Consider the following 19,210-nt stretch of genomic DNA (forward strand, 5'->3'; position numbering starts at 1 on the left):
CCCGGGGTTCGCCCTGTCGTCTCCCGTGCGTGTCAGCCTCACCGGCCAGGGACACCGGCGCCGGGAGGAAAAGCCATGGAAAGCGGACCAGCGATCTTCGCCGGGACCGTGTTCACGCTGTTCGGGGCGGGACTGCTGCTGTGGACCGGGGCGCGTGTCCTGCACCGCGCCCCCGTCGCCGACGGTGTGAACCCTGTCGCATCGGCGACGCTCGCCACGCTGGCCGCGGTGGCCTCCCTGGTACTCGGGGTGTGGTGCTTCGGCCGGTTCTGAGCGGCGGCCCGCAGGGGGCGTCCCGGGTGAGGGCCCGGTGGATGTTCCGGACACCCTGTGGGCACTCCGGGCGGCAGGATCGTCGGTAGTCGGGTTACCGTTCGAGTGGCCGTTGCGGGCTTTTCCCGTTTGACACGGGGGCGGGAGGTACCGTCACACTCCGCAGCGTCACCGCACGTACCGCAGTGCCGACCCCCACGTCCTGAGGGCGCGGGGGATCCCCAGCGCCGACCGGAGAGAAGAGCGAAGTTGTCCCCGACCAGCGAGACCGCACAGGGCGGCCGCCGACTCGTCATCGTCGAGTCGCCTGCCAAGGCGAAGACGATCAAGGGCTACCTCGGTCCTGGATACGTCGTCGAAGCGAGCGTCGGGCACATCCGCGACCTCCCGAGCGGCGCCGCCGAGGTGCCCGAGAAGTACACCGGCGAGGTGCGCCGGCTCGGTGTGGACGTCGAACACGACTTCCAGCCGATCTATGTGGTCAACGCGGACAAGAAAGCCCAGGTCAAGAAGCTCAAGGACCTGCTGAAGGACTCCGACGAACTCTTCCTCGCCACCGATGAGGACCGCGAGGGCGAAGCCATCGCGTGGCACCTCCTCGAGGTCCTGAAGCCCAAGGTTCCCGTCCACCGGATGGTCTTCCACGAGATCACCAAGGACGCGATCCGCAGCGCCGTCGCCAACCCGCGCGAGCTCAACAAACGCATGGTCGACGCCCAGGAGACCCGCCGCATCCTCGACCGCCTCTACGGCTACGAGGTCTCGCCGGTCCTGTGGAAGAAGGTCATGCCGCGCCTGTCGGCGGGCCGCGTCCAGTCCGTGGCCACCCGCCTCGTCGTCGAGCGGGAGCGCGAGCGCATCGCCTTCCGCTCCGCCGAGTACTGGGACCTGACGGGCACCTTCGCGACCGGCCGCTCCGGCGACGCCAGCGACCCGTCGAACCTCGTGGCCCGCCTGAGCGCAGTCGACGGGCAGCGCATCGCGCAGGGCCGCGACTTCGACTCGCTCGGCCGGCTGAAGTCCGCGAATGTGCTGGCTCTGGACGAGACGAACGCCCGCGCGCTCGCCGCCGCCCTGGAGAACACGAACTTCGCCGTACGGTCCGTCGAGTCGAAGCCGTACCGCCGCTCGCCGTACGCCCCGTTCCGCACGACGACGATGCAGCAGGAGGCGAGCCGCAAGCTCGGCTTCGGCGCGAAGGCCACGATGCAGGTGGCCCAGAAGCTGTACGAGAACGGCTTCATCACCTATATGCGTACGGACTCCACGACCCTGTCCGACACGGCGGTCTCGGCCGCTCGTGCGCAGGTCACGCAGCTGTACGGGGCCGACTACCTGCCGGACAAGCCGCGCACGTACGCCGGCAAGGTCAAGAACGCGCAGGAGGCACACGAGGCGATCCGCCCTTCGGGTGATCGTTTCCGCACGCCCGCCGAGACCGGCCTGACCGGGGACCAGTTCCGGCTCTACGAGCTGATCTGGAAGCGGACCGTCGCCTCCCAGATGAAGGACGCGGTCGGAAACTCCGTCACGGTCAAGATCGGCGGCACCTCCGCCGACGGCCGTAACGCCGAGTTCTCCGCCTCCGGCAAGACGATCACCTTCCACGGCTTCCTCAAGGCCTACGTCGAGGGCGCGGACGACCCGAACGCCGAACTCGACGACCGTGAGCGCCGGCTGCCGCAGGTCTCCGAGGGTGACGCCCTGTCCGCCGAGGAGATCACCGTCGACGGCCACGCGACCAAGCCGCCGGCCCGTTACACCGAGGCCAGCCTGGTCAAGGAGCTGGAAGAGCGAGAGATCGGCCGCCCGTCGACGTACGCGTCGATCATCGGGACCATCCTCGACCGCGGCTATGTGTTCAAGAAGGGGACGGCGCTTGTGCCCTCCTTCCTGTCCTTCGCCGTAGTCAACCTCCTGGAGAAGCACTTCGGGCGGCTCGTCGACTACGACTTCACCGCGAAGATGGAGGACGACCTCGACCGCATCGCACGCGGTGAGGCCCAGGCCGTGCCGTGGCTGAAGCGTTTCTACTTCGGTGAGGGCGAGGGCTCCGGAGGAGCCGCCGACGCGGGCAACGGCGACGGCGACCACCTCGGCGGCCTCAAGGAGCTCGTCACCGACCTGGGCGCGATCGACGCCCGCGAGGTGTCGTCCTTCCCCGTCGGCGAAGGCATCGTCCTGCGGGTCGGCCGCTACGGCCCCTACGTCGAGCGCGGCGAGCGCGACTCCGAGAACCACCAGCGCGCGGACGTGCCGGAGGATCTCGCTCCGGACGAGCTCACCGTCGAGTACGCGGAGGAGCTCCTCGCCAAGCCGAGCGGCGACTTCGAGCTGGGCGCCGACCCCGTCTCCGGGAACCAGATCATCGCGAAGGACGGTCGCTACGGGCCGTACGTCACCGAGGTGCTCCCCGAGGGCACCCCGAAGACCGGCAAGAACGCGGTCAAGCCGCGTACGGCGTCGCTCTTCAAGTCGATGTCCATCGACACGGTCACCCTGGACGACGCCCTCAAGCTGATGTCCCTCCCGCGCGTGGTCGGTGCCGACGCCGAGGGCGTCGAGATCACCGCGCAGAACGGGCGGTACGGGCCGTACCTGAAGAAGGGCACCGACTCGCGCTCCCTGGAGACCGAGGAGCAGCTCTTCGCCATCACGCTGGAGGAGGCTCTCGCGATCTACGCGCAGCCCAAGCAGCGTGGGCGCGCGGCCGCCAAGCCGCCGCTGAAGGAGCTCGGCGAGGACCCGGTCAGCGGGAAGCCCGTCGTCGTCAAGGACGGCCGCTTCGGCGCGTACGTCACGGACGGCGAGACGAACGCGACGCTCAGGTCGTCCGACTCCGTCGAGGAGATCACGCCCGAGCGCGGCTACGAACTGCTCGCCGAGAAGCGGGCGAAGGGTCCCGCCAAGAAGACGGCCAAGAAGGCCGCGAAGAAGGCTCCGGCGAAGAAGGCGCCCGCCAAGAAGACGGCTGCCAAGAAGACCGCCACTTCGAAGACGACGGCCGCGAAGAAGACGACCGCCGCGAAGAAGACGACGGCCAAGAAGGCGGCGGCTTCGAAATCGACCTCTACGGAGGAGTAGGCACACGGAAGTGTGCACGCGCGCGTGAATGTCATACGGCCGCCGGGGCGAGTGCCCCGGCGGCCGTATGTTCGGGTGGACCTTCGGGGAGTCAGTGGGTCCGGATAGGCTGGACGAATGACGCGAGCCGAGCAGCCAACGGCCAAGAATCCGGCCCCCGACGACGCCCTGGTCGCAGATTCCCGGGAGCGCGCAGTCCGCGCCCTGCTGCGGGTGCCGCAGCTGAAACGACTGTGGAGCGCCCAACTCGTGGGCGGCATCGGTGACGCGCTCGGACTTCTCGTGCTCGTGGTGCTGGCCCTTCAGGTGGCCGTCTCCGAGGGCTCGTTCGGGGGCGGATACCGGGGCGTGGCCTTCGCCGTCGCCGCCGTGTTCGGCGCGCGCGTCCTGTCGACGCTGCTCTTCGGAGCCGTACTCCTCGGCCCGCTCACGTCGCTGACCTCCAAGGACGGCCCCCTCGACCGGCGCTGGACGATGGTCGGCGCGGACGGCGTGCGGGCCGCGCTCCTCATCGTCGCGCCCCTGTGGATCGACTGGACCCCGGACAACGCGCTGGCCGTCCTGCTCGTCACCGCCTTCGTGGTCGGCGTCGCCGAGCGCTTCTGGACCGTGTCGTGCGAGAGCGCGGCGCCCGCGCTGCTGCCCGCGCCGCCCCTCGAAGGCGCCGCCGTACGCCCGCTGCCCGACCACATGGACGCGCTGCGACGCCTCTCCCTGCGCACCGGTTTCGTGGCGCTGCCCCTCGCGGCCGCCGCGCTCGTCGTCGTCACTCTCGTGGGGAATCTGATCGGGGCCGGGGTCGACTGGTTCGGCCTGCACCAGGCCGCGCTGGCCTCCTACGTGGCGGCCGGTCTGTTCGCCGCCTCGCTCTCCGTCGTCTTCTTCCTCGAACTGCCCGACACGCAGACCCCGCGCGCGCGGTCGCCGCTCGAGGGCCTGCGCCGCCCCAAGACCGGTAGCGGCGTCGACAAGGGACGCACGGGAGCCATCCCGCTCCTCGTCCTCGCCTGTGCCGCCGTCGCCGGGGCGATCTCGGCGGCCGTCGCCGTCTCCGTACTGCACGCCAAGGACCTGTCCGGCGGCCCGGTGATGTTCGGGCTGCTCGTGCTCGGGCTCACCGGCGGCACGGTCGTCGGCATCCGCTCGGCGCCCTCCGTGCTGCCGTCGCTGTCGCGCCGCAGGCTCCTCGCGCTGGCGATCGCCCTGACCGGCATCGCCCTGCTCGCCGCCGGCCTGGTCCCCGACGTCACCAGCGTCCTGCTGATCGTCACCGTCGCCGGCGTCACCGCGGGCATCGCCGCCAACACCGGGCACACCCTCCTCGACCAGGAGTCCGAGGACTACCGGCGCGCCCGCACGACCGAGCACCTCCAGGCCGTCGTCCGTGTGTCCGTCGCGGTCGCCGCCGTCGCCGCGCCTCTGCTCGCGGCCGCCATCGGCCCGCACCGGCTGGTCAACGGCAAGTTCGTGTTCGCGCACGGCGGCGCGGCCTTCACGCTGATGCTCGTAGGCGCCCTGCTGCTGCCCGTGGCCGCCCTCGTGCTCGCCAAGGCCGACGACCGCAGCGGAGTGCCCCTGCGGCACGACCTGCGCGACGCCCTGCTGGGCGGGAACGATCCGGCGCAGGCCCCCGCCGCCACCGGCTTCTTCATCGCCCTGGAGGGCGGTGACGGCGCCGGGAAGTCGACCCAGGCCGAGGCACTCGCCGAGTGGATCCGCGGCAAGGGCCACGAGGTCGTCGTCACCCGCGAACCCGGCGCGACCCCGGTCGGCAAGCGGCTGCGCTCGATCCTCCTCGACGTGTCGTCGGCCGGCCTCTCGCACCGCGCCGAGGCCCTCCTGTACGCCGCCGACCGCGCGGAGCACGTGGACACCGTCGTACGGCCCGCCCTCGAGCGCGGCGCCGTCGTCATCTCCGACCGCTACATCGACTCGTCCGTCGCCTACCAGGGGGCCGGCCGTGACCTGTCGCCGACCGAGGTCGCCCGCATCAACCGCTGGGCGACCGGCGGACTCGTACCGCATCTGACCGTTCTGCTCGACGTCGACCCGCAGGCGGCCCGCGAGCGGTTCACGGAGGCGCCCGACCGTCTCGAATCGGAGCCGGCCGAGTTCCACGCGCGCGTGCGCTCCGGTTTCCTCACGCTCGCCGCCGCCGACCCCGGCCGTTACCTCGTCGTCGACGCGGCCCAGGAGCCGGAAGCCGTCACCACCGTGGTCCGGCACCGGCTCGACATGGTGCTGCCGCTCTCCGACGCCGAGGTGAAGGCCCAGGAAGAGGCCCGCAAGGCCGCCGAGGAGGAGGCCCGCAGGAAGGCCGAGGCCGAGGCCGCCCGCAAGGCCGAGGAGGAGCGCGTCGAACGCGAGCGGCTGGCACAGCTCGCCAAGCTGCGCGCCGAGGAGGAGGAGCGCAAGCAGCGCGAGCTGGAGGAGGCGCAGCGGCGCGAGGCCGAGCGCCAGGCCGAAGCGGCCCGCCAACGCGCCGAGGAGTCGCGTCGCCGTGCCGAGGAGGAGCGCGCCAGGCTCCTCGCCGAGGAACAGACCCGGGCCGCCGAGGAGGAGCGCCGCCGCCGTCAGGCGGAGGAAGAGGCGCGCCTGCGCGCGGAGGCCGAGGAACGACGCCTGGAGAAGCAGCGCAAGGCGGAGGAGGCGCTGCTGCGGGCGGAGGAGGCCCGTCGGCTGGCGGCGGCGTCCGCGGCGGCTGCCTCTGCGGCGTCGGCTTCGGCCGCGTCCGAGTCAGCGGCTGCTTCTGCGGCCGGGGCCACGTCCGAGGGTGCCGGCCGGTCCTCCAGGGCCGACAACGAGACCACCGTTCCCACGCCCGTGGTGAATCCCACGGGTGGCGCGGCCGACGAAACGGCCGTGCTGCCACCGGTCAGGGACGCAGGTACGAGTTCCGAGGCAGGGGCCGGGGCTGGGCGCGGTGCTTGGCGCGGCGGGGACAACGACGAGACCACTCAGCTGCCGATGCCGCCGAATCCCGCACGCCAGGCGAGGGCCGCCGACGAGACGGCGGTGCTGCCGCCGGTGCGTGATGACTCCGTCGGCAGCGGTGCTGGTGCCGGCGATGGCGGGCCGGCGGATCGGGTTCCTCCGGGGTACTTCCGTGACGAGCGCCAGACTTCGGCGCCGTCGGCCGGAGGTGCGGGTACCGGTCATGGTGCGAACGACCGGACGCGTGAGCTGCCCCAGGTCGACGAGGAGGGCCGGCCCCGTCAGCGGCCGAGGCCCGACTGGGCGGAGGAGACCCCGCTGGACGACCTGCCGACGCTGGCGGACGAACTGCTCGGTGGGCACGACGACGACGGAGACGAGGGCACGAGCGGCAAGCGCCGGGGGCGGCGCTGAGCCGACGGGACACGGCGCTGAGCCGACGGCGCGCGGCGCTGACCCGACCGGGTCGGCGCCGAGTCGGCCGGGGAGGGTCCTGCCGCCGTCCGGCGAGCGATCGTCGGCCCGATCGCCGGGAGGGCCGGGCGGCTCGGTCGCCGGACGGCGTTGTCAGTGCCGTCCCGCACAATGAATCCGGTAGAGCGAAGTGCCGGAGTTCGACGGTGAGGCGGTAGTCCATGCCCGTATGGGACGACCTGGTGGGTCAGGAGCGCGTGGCCGCGCAGCTCGACGCCGCCGCGCGGGACGCCGACGCGCTCGTCACGGCCACGGCGGCGAAGGCGCCGCTGCCCGAGGCATCCAAGATGACGCACGCCTGGCTGTTCACCGGTCCGCCCGGCGCGGGGCGGGCGACGGCGGCGCGTGCGTTCGCCGCGGCGCTCCAGTGCGTCAGCCCGGACCGAGCGCTGGGCGGAGCCCCCGGCTGCGGATTCTGCGACGGCTGTCACACCAGCCTCGTCGGCACGCACGCCGACGTGGAGATCGTCCGTACGGATCTGCTCTCCATCGGCGTGAAGGAGACCCGCGAGCTCGTCCGCAGAGCGCAGCTGTCGCCCGCCGTGGGCCGCTGGCAGGTCATCGTCATGGAAGACGCGGACCGCCTCACGGAGGGCGCGGGGAACGTACTTCTGAAGGCCGTGGAGGAGCCCGCCCCGCGGACCGTCTGGCTGCTCTGCGCGCCTTCCCTCGAAGACGTGCTGCCCACGATCCGCTCCCGCTGCCGGCACCTGACGCTGCGTACGCCCGCCGTCGAGGCGGTGGCCGACATGCTCGTGCGACGCGACGGCATCGAGCCGGCCGTCGCCGCCGAAGCCGCCCGCGCCACGCAGGGCCACATCGACCGTGCGCGGCGCCTGGCCACGGACGCACGCGCGCGAGCGCGCAGAGCGGCGGTGCTGAAGCTGCCCCTGCGGATCGACGACATCGGCGGGTGCCTCAAGGCCGCGCAGGAGCTGATCGACACCGCGGCGGAGGACACCAAGCAGCTCGCCGAGGAGGTCGAGGCCAAAGAGACCGAGGAGCTGAAGGCGGCGCTCGGCGGACAGAGCGGCAGCCGGATGCCGAGGGGCACGGCGGGCGCCATGAAGGAGCTGGAGGACCGCCAGAAGCGCCGCAGAACGCGTACGCAGCGAGACAGCCTCGACCTGGCCCTCACGGACCTGACGGGCTTCTACCGCGATGTGCTCGCCCTGCAGCTCGGCTCCCGCGTCGCCCTCGCGAACACCGATGCGCAGGACATCCTGGAGCGCCTCGCCCGCGGGGCCTCGCCCGAGGCCACGCTCCGCCGCATCGAGGCGATCGCCGAATGCCGTGACGCGCTCGACCGCAATGTGGCGCCGCTGCTCGCGGTGGAGGCGATGACGATGGCGCTGCGGGCGGGCTGAGACGCCCTTCGGGTAACTCGTACGAGGCGCGGTCGCCGCACATCGCTACTGACCGAACGCGGACGGTTACGCTCGGCTGATGTACTTCAGGCGCCACCATTCCCCTGTCCGAGGCCTTCGGGCCTGTGGAACCCTGCTCGCCGTCGCCGGGCTCCTCATGTCCGCCTGCTCACCAGGGAGTTCGGGAAGCACACGGACGTCGGACGTCTCGCTCGCCGCGCTGCCCAAGGCGACCCCCGCCAACCTTTCCGCCTACTACGGGCAGACGCTGAGCTGGCGCGAGTGCGGCGTCCCCGGCTTCGAATGCACCACGATGAAGGTGCCGCTGGACTACGCGAAGCCGGAAGCCGGTGACATCAAGCTGGCCGTCGCCCGCAAGAAGGCCACCGGCCCGGGCAAGCGACTCGGCTCACTCCTGGTCAATCCCGGCGGACCCGGCGGCTCGGCGATCGGCTACCTCCAGTCGTACGCCGCCCTCGGCTACCCGGCGGCGGTCCGCGCCCGCTACGACATGGTCGCGGTCGACCCGCGCGGCGTCGCCCGCAGCGAACCGGTCGAGTGCCTCAACGGCAAGCAGATGGACGCGTACACGCAGACCGACGTCACGCCCGACGACCAGGCGGAGACGAAGGGACTGTCGGCGGCCTTCGAGAAGTTCGCGGCCGGCTGCGAGGCGAGGTCCGGCAAGGTGCTGCCGCACGTCTCCACGGTCGAGGCGGCCCGCGACATGGACATCCTGCGCGCGGCGCTAGGCGACGACAAACTGAACTATGTCGGGGCGTCGTACGGCACGTTCCTCGGGGCGACCTATGCGGGGCTCTATCCGGAGCGGGTCGGCCGCATGGTCCTGGACGGCGCGATGGACCCGTCCCTGCCGGCGCGGGAGATGAACCGCGACCAGACGGCCGGCTTCGAGACGGCGTTCCAGTCGTTCGCGAAGGACTGCGCACGGCGCTCCGACTGCCCCCTGGGCACCGGGAGCGCCGCCGACGCGAGCAAGCGCCTCAAGTCCTTCTTCACCGAACTGGACCGCACGCCCATCCCCACCGGTGACCCTTCGGGCCGCAAGCTCGGCGAGGCCCTCGCCACGACCGGCGTGATCGCGGCGATGTACAACAAGGAGGATTGGGCGCAGCTGCGCTCCGCGCTCAGCTCGGCGATCAAGGACAAGGACGGCGCGGGTCTGCTCGCCCTCTCCGACAGCTACTACGAGCGGGACGGCGACGGCACGTACGCGAACCTGATGGCAGCCAACGCGGCCGTGAACTGCCTCGACCTGCCCCCGTCCTTCAAGAGCCCCGACGACGTGAAGGCGGCCCTGCCGTCCTTCGAGAAAGCGTCCCCGGTCTTCGGCGAAGGCCTCGCGTGGGCGGCGCTGAACTGCACGTACTGGCCGGTGAAGGCGACCGGTGAGCCCCACCGCATCGAGGCGAAGGGCGCCGCCCCGATCGTCGTCGTCGGCACGACCCGCGACCCGGCCACCCCGTACCGCTGGGCGCAGGCCCTCGCCGGCCAGCTCGACTCCGGCACGCTCCTCACCTACGTGGGCGACGGCCACACCGCGTACGGCCGCGGCAGTGCCTGCATCGACTCCGCGATCAACACGTACCTCTTGGACGGCACCCCGCCCAAGGACGGAAAGCGCTGCTCATAAGGGGTGCAGGGGAACTTTTCGGCACCCTGGGACGCGCATCCCGGGGCCTCCTCGGGGGGTGTGCGGAGCACCCCCAAAAACTGTGTAGACTTGGCGACGTTGCTGACTGCACCATGGTGCAGACAGCGCGCCGCCTTAGCTCAGATGGCCAGAGCAACGCACTCGTAATGCGTAGGTCTCGGGTTCGAATCCCGAAGGCGGCTCCGTAGAAGCCCCAGGACTCACTCGCCGTGACCTGGGGCTTTTGCTTTTATTGGATACGGCGGCGCCGCCGGGCGCGGGCCACCCTGCTGCCCACGGTCTCGGTTCCGGTCTCGGTTCTGGTTTCGCTCGTCGGTTCCGGCGCGGGCGTGAAGGCGTCGCCGATGCGGCGCATGACGTCCTTCGAGGGGGCGGACCGGCCTTTCACGTAGCGCCGGGGCCGGCTGATCCGTGTGTGCCAAATCGTCCACGGGCCGCCCGACTCGCCGACAGTTCCGCCACGCCGACAAACGACGTCAGAGGCGGCGAGCCAACTCTCTCCGAGGTCCATCCCATGGCTTCCGTTCGGCGGCACGGTTCGGCTCCTCGTACTCAGTGCAGCTGCTCGGCCAGCCCGACGATGATGCCTTCCGGGCCGCGGAGGTAGCAGAGCAGATAGCTGTCCTCGAACCGGGCGATCTCGCCGACGAGTTCGGCTCCGTGAGGGCGCAGGCGGGCAACGGTGTCCTTGATGTCGTCGACGGCGAACATGACGCGGTGCGTGCCCAGAATGTTGTGCGGCCGGTTGCGCGGCCCGGCGCTGATCGCCGCGGGGCTGCGGTACTTCGCCAGCTCGAGCCGGCTGTGACCGTCCGGGGTCCGGACCATCGCGATGTCACAGCGGACGTCGTCGAGTCCGGTGCACTGGTCGGCGAAGAGGCCCTCGACCTCCGCCCTGCCCTCCAGCTCCAGACCGAGTTCCACGAAGAACGCGATGGCGGCGTCCATGTCCTCGACGACGATGCCGACGTTGTCCATCCGCTGAATTGCCATGTTGGTTTCTCCCTCTTCCTCGTGCGGCCGGTGGTGACCGCTGATGTCCCTGGGACGGCGCCGGCGGCACGTTCTCGACATCCGCGGACCGCCGAACTCCGAAAAGTCCGGATCGCGCCTCAGATGAGTTCCATCCGTAGCCGGACGTTGCACCGACTCACCGCCGGCACGATGAGAATCGCTCCCACGAAGGCCCACACCGTGGTTGCCGCGCTGTGCGAGGTGTAGATCAGAGCCGAGCATGCTCAGCCAGATACCCGGCAGGAGCGGCTGTAGCCAGTGGACATGGGCGCCCCTCCGGCGAATACGCGTCGTAGGCGTCGGTCGTCTGTCGCGCTCGGCGCGTCCGTGCAGCACCAGGTCAGGGGAGATGCGCCGACGATTGCACGGCACGGCACGGCACGGCATGGCACGGTCCGCTCGTCTCGGGTTGAGGCGGGTGGGCGGGCGGGCGTGCCGGGCCGCGTCGTATCTCGCGCTGATCGTAGAGTGCGCGCCGCAGGCTCTCGGGGGATCGCGGCGTCGCTGAAACATCCCGTCCGCCTCAGCGCATCTAAAAGGTGTGGGGCGATGAGGGGGAGGGCGCCTGATGAGGCGGTCCGAGGAGAGCCGGTTCCGGGAGTTCGCGGAGGCCCGGACAGGACATCTGTTCCGTTCGGCATGCCTGTTGACCAGTGGCGACACGCACTTCGCCGAGGATCTGGTGCAGGAGACGCTGGGGCGGATGTACGTGGTGTGGGGGCGGTCGTCACGGGTCGGGAACCCGGCGGCGTACGCCCAGACCGTGCTCATACGTGCCTTTCTCGCGCACCAGCGGCGGCGTTCCGCGCAGGAGCGGCCCAGCGGCGAGCTTCCGGAGACCTCGGACATTCCGCCGGGCGACGCCTCGCTGCGGATCACTCTTCTCGACGCGCTGCGGCAGCTGCCGCCGAAGGACCGGGCGGTGATCGTCCTGCGCTACTGGGAGGACCGATCCGTGACGGAGACCGCGGACATTCTGAACGTCAGCTCGGCGGCAGTGCGTACGCGCAGCACGCGGGCGCTGGCCAGGCTGCGAGAACAACTGGGCGGCAGTGTGGCCGAGTTCGCCGCGTAGTGAGCTTGATCCGATTCGGTGTGAGGAGTGGTGGTTCGGTATGTCGGGAACAGACGAAGACCGTGACCGGGAAGCCTTCGTGGGTGGCCTCGGGGAGGCCCTGCGGATAACCGGTGAGACGTTCGACGCCAGGGGTGGGCCGCTGGTCGACGGCGGCATGGCGCGCGGCCGACGCAGGCTGCGGCGCTGTCGGGCCGCGACGGTCACAGGGAGTTTCGCCGCGCTCGCCGCGGTCGGATTCGGCGCGTCATACGCAGCCGGGGCTTTCGGGGCCGAGGCCGGGCACGGCAGCCCGGTGGCCGCGCAGCCCGAGCCGGGGAGCACGAAGCAGGGGAAGACGAGTACGCCCGGCGAGGGGCCGCAGTTCTCCGCCGGCCATCTCATCAAGACCCTCGAAGGGCTGTTGCCCGACGGCAAGTTCAGCAGCGAGGCGGGCCGCGGTACGGAGGACGGACTCGGGCCGCTCGCCTCGGTCGTCTTCGACGACGGCAAGGGCAAGGCGGCGATCGGCGTGAGTCTGGGCCGGGTCGACCCTGAGGGCACGGCGGTCGCTGAGCAGCTCGCCTGTCCCGAAAAGGTCTATACGCCGTACGACTCCTGTTCGAGCAAGACGCTGGCTGACGGCTCGCGACTGCTGCTCCTGCAGGGCTACGAGTACCCGGACAAGCGCGCGGACACCAAGTGGTGGCATGCGTACCTGGTGACGCTGGAGGGCTACACCGTCGATGCCAGCGAATGGAACGCACCGGCGGAGAAGGGCGAGCCCGTCTCCCGGGACGAACCGCCACTCAGTGCCGCACAGTTGAAGGCCCTGGTGACCTCCAAGGAGTGGCGCCCGATTCTGCGGGCGTTGCCGAAGCCGCAGGACGAGCCCGTGCAGCAGCCGGTCCCGCAGGCTGCCACCGGCGACACCATCCTCAAGAACCTCACTTCGCTGCTTCCGAAGAGTGCCAAGGTGACGACCCGCCACGGCGACGACGGCTTCGCGTACGTCGTGGTGAACGACGGCAAGGGGGCGAGCCTCGTCCAGATCAATGTGCAGTCGAACATGTCAGATGTGGAGGGTGAGCTCTTCGGCTCCGGAGCGCAGACCCTGTCCGACGGCACGAAGGTCGTCACGCATCAAGGGCCCGGCGAGAAGGGAGGTCAGGGCGTGGTGATGTGGACCGCGGACACGATCCGCAAGGACGGGCTCCGTGTGGTGATATCGGCGTTCAACTCAGGCGCGCAGAACACCGCGGCCACAAGGGCCACGCCCGCGCTGACCATGACACAGCTCAAGGCGATAGCCACGAGCGGGAAGTGGCGGGGGTAGAGCGCCGCGAGACACTCGGCGGCTCGGGGCTCGGGGCTCGGGGCTCGGGGCTCGGGGCTCGGGCCGACGGCTCAGGGGCGGGGCTGCTCGAGGGCTCGAAGCCGAGGCTCAGTGACTGACGATCCGCGTGTGCTGACCCGGGATGCGTGACCGGTGACCCATGACCCGTCCCATGACCGGTGATCAGTGATCGTCGGCTGTGGGCCCAGATGGGTGCTGAGCGACTCTACGGACGGACGTCACTTCGCGTCGGCGTAGCACTTCACCACTGCGGTGGTGAAAGGGAAATGGACCGGGGTGTCGCCGAACGTGAGGTGGCCGGCCAGCTCCGCGGCCTCGCGGATCGCCGCTGTCACTGCTTCCGCTTCCTCTTCCGGGCAGTGCACGATCACTTCGTCGTGCTGGAAGAAGACCAGTTCCGCCGCCATCCCGGCGCAGGACTGGCGCAGGGCGGCGAGCATCAGGTCGGCCCAGTCGGCGGCGCTGCCCTGGACGACGAAGTTGCGGGCGAAGCGGCCGCGGGCGCGGGAGTTCGAGGAGGCGTAGCCGGGGGTGAACTCCCTTCCTGCCGAGGTCTCTTCGGGTGTCGGGTCGTCCTGGGGAATGCCTGCTTCCTCCTGGTCGCCGGCGCCGGCGACCGGCGGGCAGGTGCGGCCGAGCCAGGTCCGCACGAGGCGGCCCTCCTCGCCGGCACGGGCCGCGTCGTCGACGTAGGCGACGGCTTGCGGGAAGCGGCGGCGGAGGGCGGCGAGATTCTTGAGGCCATCACCTGACGTCTGGCCGTACACCGCGCCGAGCACCGCCAGCTTGGCCTTGGCGCGGTCGCCGGAGAAGGCGCGGTCGGAGACGGACTGGTAGAGGTCGGTCTCCCGCCCGGCGACCTCCATCAGACCGGGGTCGCGGGAGATGGCGGCGAGGACACGGGGTTCCATCTGGTCCGCGTCGGCGACGACGAGCCGCCAGCCCGGTTCGGCGACGACGGCACGCCGGATGACCTTGGGGATCTGGAGTGCGCCGCCGCCATTGGTGACCCAGCGTCCCGTGACGGTGCCGCCGGGGAGGTACTCGGGGCGGAAGCGGCCGTCGCGGACCCAGTCCTGAAGCCAGGACCAGCCGTGTGCGGTGTAGATCCGGTACAGCTTCTTGTACTCGATCAGGGGCCGCACCGCCGGATGGTCGATCGACTCGATCTCCCAGCGGCGCGTGGACGTGATCTTCACGCCGGCCTGGGCGAAGGCCCTCACCACGTCGGCGGGCAGATCGGGGCGTACGCGGCGGCCGAAGGCTTGCGACACCTCGTCGGCGAGTTCGGCGAGGCGGCGCGGTTCGCCACCGCCCGCGTAGCGCTCGCCGAGCAGTTCGTGCAGTACGGAGCGGTGTACGTCGGCGCTCCAGGGGAGGCCCGCCGCGTTCATCTCGGCCGCTACGAGCATGGCGGCGGACTCGGCGGCGGTGAGCAGCCGCATCCGGCCCGGGTGGGCGGTGGCGTCATGGCGGCGCTGCTGATCGGCGTACACCTCTATGAGGTCTTCGAGGGGGACATGAACGGGTTGTGGTTCGAAGAGGGAGGACTGGGAGCCGGGGGTCGCGGCGCGTTGCGGGGGGTCCGGGGGGACGGCCGATCCGCGGATTCTGGCCAGGGCGGCGGCCGCGGAGCGGGGTTCCCCGAAGCGGCCGGCGTGACCGAGGAGCAGGGTTTCGGCGTCCTCGATGTCGTAGCAGCGCGGCACGTGGACGCCCGCGGCGAGCAGGCTGGGGTAGACCGCCGCTGTCGATCGCCAGATCCAGCGTGTGACGTCGGGACGGGAGCGGACCGCTTCCACGAGGCTGGGCTCCTGGCGGACCGGGGCGGCGGGTGTGCCGTCGGCACCGAGCGGCGCGAGCTGGGCTCCGCCGTCTTCGGTGGCCGCGATGGCCCACTTCTCGGTCATGTCGGTGAGTCTTACACCCGGCACTGACAGCGCCGGGGGCGTCGGGAGCCTGCTCGGGCCCGAGCAGAGGCGCGGGCCCGGGGGTGGGTCAGGTGTCGCCACCCTCGTCGATCAGGCGGCGGACCTCCCGGTCGATCAGTCCGAGACGGGCCTCCGCGACCAGAGGGACGGCTCTGCGTTGCCGACGGGCCTCGTGGAGGTCGATGTCGATCGTCACCAGGGCCGGTTCCCACTTGGGGGCCTGGGCCACGACCGTCCCACGTGGGTCGACCACCCGGGAGCCGCCCCAGAAGGAGGCGCCGTGTTCGTTGCCGATGCGGTTCACGAAGACGACCCAGCACTGGAGCATCTTCGCGGTGTAGGCGAGGAGCGTGTCCCAGTACAGGCCCGTGTCCATGGCCTCCGGGTCGAGTGTCGCCGCGCTGTTCGCGGGGACGATGACGACCTCCGCGCCGTCCTGCACGGCGAGCCACGGCAGGACCGGCTGCCAGGCGTCGTTGCAGACGAGGGTCGCGGCGCGGCCGTGCCCGTGCGGCAGGTCGTACGCGCGCAGATGCTGGCCGGGGCTGACGTGCTTGCGTTCCTCCCAGGCCAGGTAGTTCGGCAGATACAACTTGCGATGGGAGTGAAGGAGTTGGCCATTCGTGTAATAGGCGGAGGTGTTGTAGGCGCGCAGGCTGGTGTGTTCGTGCAGGCCGATCACGACGTCCGTGCCGAGCGTCGAGAGGGCGGTCAGTCGCGGGTCGGTCACGGGGAGGGAGGCGTCCTGGTGCAGGGCGCCGAGGTGATAGCCGTGCAGGCTCAGTTCGGGGAACACCACGAGGTCGGCGCCCTGGGCCGCCGCCTGCTCGGTCTGCTCCCGGGCGACCGCCAGATTCGCGTCCACGTCGCCGAGCACACAGTCGGTCTGCGCAAGCGCCACTCTCATCCCCCGAGCGTCGCAGCGTCCGGCGAAGTCGGCATCCGCAGGGACGCGCGGAGTCCCGGGTCGGCGGAGGCGGGGTCCCGTGGGCGGCTGGGGCGGGTGCGCCGGCCTGTCCCGTCCCGGGGGAGCCAGGAGGCCGCCTCATCTCGCCAGGGCATCGGTGCCACCAGGGCCCTCAGCGTCACGGGGCCACCAGGCCCGCCAGGGGCAACAGCGTCATGGGGCCACCCGGACCACCCCGACCGCTTGGCCCACTAGGACTACTTGGCCCACCAGACCTACCTGGACCAGCGGCATCACCACTCGGGTCACCTCGCCAGAAGCGCCAGCTTGCCCCGCGCGTAGTCCGACTCGCTCAGGGGCTGCGCCTTGGCCGCGTCGCGAAGGGGAACGTGTCGGAGATCGAGATGTGGAGCTTGTCGTTCGCGGCGCGTGTGACCTGGCGGGTGAGGCCCGCGAGGGCCTCGGCACGACTCGGGCACCCGCCGCCCGTGGTCCCTCCCGCGCCCTTCCACCCGCGCCCTCTCCCCCTGCCCTGTCACACGTTGCCCTGTCACCCAACCGCACGCTTCCAGCGTCCCCAGCCCGCGCCGAGCACCCCTGCCCCCACGGCGACCACCGCGCACACACCCACGGCCGAACCGACGACATCCCAAGGCACCACGACCTCAGCCGCGAGCCCCGCACCGGCCCCCGCCCCCGCCCCCGCACCGGCCCCCGCACCAGACTCCGGCGAGAGGAGGGCGAGCGCGGTCGCGAGTCCGCCCAGGTTGAGCGCGGTGACGGCCAGTCCGAGGGCCGTGCCGGCCGCGACCGCGACCAGCGCCTCGCCGGTGAGCATCCATCTGACCTGCGCCCAGGTGGCCCCTGCCCGGCGCAGGGCGCGCAGTTCCCCGTCCCGTATGGACGCGGCCATCAACTGTGTTCCGGCGAGTGAGATCGCCGTATAGGTCAGCGCGATGCCCAGGAGCAGCAACATCCCTTGCCGGGTCTGGGGTGTGACCCTGGGGTGGGTGGCGTCGAGCCAGGCGGCTGCGGTGCGTACGCGCACGTCGTGCCCGGACGTGGTCGCCCGCAGCGCGTCCGTCACCGCCGCGGGTGAGGCGCCCGGTGCCAGGCGTACGTCGATACGGTCGACCGGTGCCGCACCGGCGTTGGCCATGGTGACGTACGCGCCGTTGTCGCCGGTGCCGCGCGCCAGGACGGCGGCGACCCGGAGTGTGGTGCGGCGGCCGTCGCCGAGCCAGACGGTCAGGCGGTCGCCGACGCGATGGTGTTCCCACTCCTCGTTGACGACGATGGAGCGGTCGTCGAGGCGGCGTATGTCGCCGGAGACGACAGGGAGCCGGCTGGTCGCGGCGAGGGCCGCGGGGTCGCTCACGGCTCGCGCCTCGGAGCGGACGAGGGCGGTGCCGTCCTCCAGTGCGAAGACCGCGGTGGAGGCGGACGGGGACAGGGCCGCCACACCCGGTACCGGTCGCCGCGCAAGACTCAAGTCGTCACCTGTGGCGATGAGGTGGGAATTCGTCTGCTCGTCAGCCTCGTGTGCCTTCGCCGCGCTCACCGACTCCGCCGAGCCCATCAGGGATCCCGCGAGCGCCACGGTCACCAGTACGGGTGCGGCGACGGCGGCGGTGCGGCGTACGGAGGCGGCGGCGTTCTCGCGGACGAGCAGGCCGACGGCGCCGGGCAGCCTGATCATCCGCAGCACCGGACGGACGAGGAGCGGGGCGAGTGCGGCGGCCGCCGTGATGAGGATCATCGGCTGGGTGGTGTACGTCTTGCGCTTCAGGAGCGCCGACGGGTCGGTCCAGAGGGTGTGGACCGTCAGGCCGAGTCCCAGCGCGAGGAGCGCAGCCCCGGCGATCCGGCGGCTCCACGGCATGACGTCCGTGTCCACGTCGGCGTCCCGCAGTGCTTCCACCGGGCCGATGCGTCCGGCACGCCGAGACGCGGCCCATGCGCCCGCGAGCGCCACGAACAGCCCCGTCCAGAAGGCGAGTTGAAACGGCCACGAGGCCCAGTAGGTCCATGTGGTCCAGGAGGTCGACTGTGGCGTACCGGCGCTTCCGCCCACGGTGAACCACGGGGGCGCGATGCCGTTGTCGGTCAGCGCGCGGGCGAGCAGCGGCGCGCCCCAGGAACCGAGGGCGCAGCCCGTGGCGCTCGCCGCGACCCCCACCGCGAGGGACTCGGTGAGGAGCTGACGCCGTACGCGTCCCGGGGTGGCGCCCGCGAGCCGCAGCAGTCCGAACTCCCGCCTGCGCAGGGCGACCACGAACGTGAACGTCGATGCCGTGACGAAGACGGCGACGAACGCGGAGACTCCGCCGGCCGTGCCCAGCATCGCCCGCACCGCGACGACCGCCTGGGCGTCGCGCTCCGCGCCCGGGTCGGCCAGGCGCCGTGCCGCGCCGGTCAGGACCTGTGCCCGGTCACCGACCACCTCGCGTACGGCGGCGGCGGAGGCGTCGACGCCGACCGCGTCCGGCGCGAGATGATCACGGTGGACGGTGCCCAGCTGGGCGAGTTCGCGCAGCAGTTCTTTGTCCACAGGCTGTGGATGGGGAATCTTTTTCGCAACGTGAGCGCGGTGCGAGCCACGGTCGACCTCGACGGTCAGGGTGTCGTGTGGCATGACCACGACGGGTTGGGCGGCGAACCGCTGAGGCTTGCCCGCGGGCGGATCGGTGGCCGCGGCGAGGCCCAGCCCCATGCTCGCGACCAGGGCGACCCCGAGCGCGACCGCGACGAACGCTCCCGCGAAGAGGTGCCAGCGGGTCCGCAGGTTCGCCCAGGCGGAGGCGAGTGTGGTCAGCATGTGTCGCCCCCCTTGCCGCCGGGCGCCTTGCCGCCGCCGGGCAGGGGGCGGGTGGCAGCAGGCATGCCACCCGCGACCGCGTCCGCACGTGCGCCCGCACCCGTGCTCGCACCCGCTCCCGGATCCGCATCCGCACGTGCGCCCGCACCAGTGCTCGCTCCCGCACCCAGACCCGCTCCCGCACCCAGACCCGCTCCCGAACCCAGACCCGCTCCCGAACCCAGACCCGCCCCCACACCCACTTCCGAACCCCTGGAGCACCACCCTGAACCGCTGGAGACCCCCGAACCGTTAGAGCCCCCGGAGCCCCCGGAGCCCCCGG

At 71.4% G+C, this 19,210-nt stretch carries 11 protein-coding genes and 1 tRNA gene; 8 read left to right on the forward strand and 4 right to left on the reverse strand.

Annotated features, from left to right (window positions below; translation table 11 throughout):
- Window positions 1–75: 75 nt before the first annotated feature.
- The 6 genes from ACFC96_RS20280 to ACFC96_RS20305 all read left to right on the forward strand — a co-directional run bounded on the left by ACFC96_RS20280 (window position 76) and on the right by ACFC96_RS20305 (window position 9,989).
- Window positions 76–273, forward strand: coding sequence for a hypothetical protein (locus ACFC96_RS20280; protein WP_376255844.1), 198 nt, complete (start codon window positions 76–78; stop codon window positions 271–273).
- Between the two features lie 249 nt (window positions 274–522).
- Window positions 523–3,357, forward strand: a complete 2,835-nt coding sequence (gene topA / locus ACFC96_RS20285; protein WP_376613450.1) for a type I DNA topoisomerase — start codon at window positions 523–525, stop codon at window positions 3,355–3,357.
- Window positions 3,358–3,474: 117 nt separating this feature from the next.
- Entirely contained in the window at window positions 3,475–6,705 is a 3,231-nt protein-coding gene (gene tmk / locus ACFC96_RS20290) for a dTMP kinase (protein ID WP_376613452.1), read from the forward strand.
- 221 nt (window positions 6,706–6,926) lie between these two features.
- Window positions 6,927–8,132, forward strand: a complete 1,206-nt coding sequence (locus tag ACFC96_RS20295) for a DNA polymerase III subunit delta' (protein ID WP_376613454.1) — start codon at window positions 6,927–6,929, stop codon at window positions 8,130–8,132.
- Window positions 8,133–8,211: 79 nt separating this feature from the next.
- Window positions 8,212–9,786 (forward strand): alpha/beta hydrolase, encoded by a 1,575-nt coding sequence (locus ACFC96_RS20300; RefSeq protein WP_376613455.1) that lies wholly within the window; start codon window positions 8,212–8,214, stop codon window positions 9,784–9,786.
- Between the two features lie 129 nt (window positions 9,787–9,915).
- Window positions 9,916–9,989 (forward strand) — tRNA-Thr (locus tag ACFC96_RS20305).
- 370 nt (window positions 9,990–10,359) lie between these two features.
- Here ACFC96_RS20305 and ACFC96_RS20310 read toward each other — a convergent pair.
- Window positions 10,360–10,800, reverse strand: coding sequence for a VOC family protein (locus ACFC96_RS20310; protein WP_376227281.1), 441 nt, complete (start codon window positions 10,798–10,800; stop codon window positions 10,360–10,362).
- A gap of 589 nt (window positions 10,801–11,389) precedes the next feature.
- Here ACFC96_RS20310 and ACFC96_RS20315 point away from each other — a divergent pair.
- The gene (locus ACFC96_RS20315) at window positions 11,390–11,896 is read left to right on the forward strand and encodes a SigE family RNA polymerase sigma factor (RefSeq protein ID WP_376227280.1); all 507 of its coding nucleotides are present in this window, start codon (window positions 11,390–11,392) and stop codon (window positions 11,894–11,896) included.
- A 40-nt stretch (window positions 11,897–11,936) separates the two neighbouring features.
- Window positions 11,937–13,211, forward strand: coding sequence for a hypothetical protein (locus tag ACFC96_RS20320; RefSeq protein WP_376613457.1), 1,275 nt, complete (start codon window positions 11,937–11,939; stop codon window positions 13,209–13,211).
- Between the two features lie 239 nt (window positions 13,212–13,450).
- Here the strand turns inward: ACFC96_RS20320 and ACFC96_RS20325 are convergent, their stop codons facing one another.
- From ACFC96_RS20325 to ACFC96_RS20335, 3 genes are all read right to left on the reverse strand, one after another.
- Window positions 13,451–15,142 carry a bifunctional 3'-5' exonuclease/DNA polymerase gene (locus tag ACFC96_RS20325; RefSeq protein WP_376613459.1) on the reverse strand — a complete coding sequence of 564 codons (1,692 nt, stop codon included), beginning with the start codon at window positions 15,140–15,142 and terminating at the stop codon, window positions 13,451–13,453.
- Between the two features lie 88 nt (window positions 15,143–15,230).
- On the reverse strand, window positions 15,231–16,070 hold the full coding sequence (locus tag ACFC96_RS20330) for a nitrilase-related carbon-nitrogen hydrolase (protein ID WP_376613461.1): 840 nt from the start codon (window positions 16,068–16,070) through the stop codon (window positions 15,231–15,233).
- A gap of 550 nt (window positions 16,071–16,620) precedes the next feature.
- Complete coding sequence (locus ACFC96_RS20335) at window positions 16,621–18,888, reverse strand: FtsX-like permease family protein (protein ID WP_376613463.1); 2,268 nt, start codon at window positions 18,886–18,888, stop codon at window positions 16,621–16,623.
- Window positions 18,889–19,210 lie beyond the last annotated feature (322 nt).

The organism is Streptomyces sp. NPDC055955, assembly GCF_042270245.1.
In the GTDB taxonomy this organism is placed as follows: domain Bacteria; phylum Actinomycetota; class Actinomycetes; order Streptomycetales; family Streptomycetaceae; genus Streptomyces.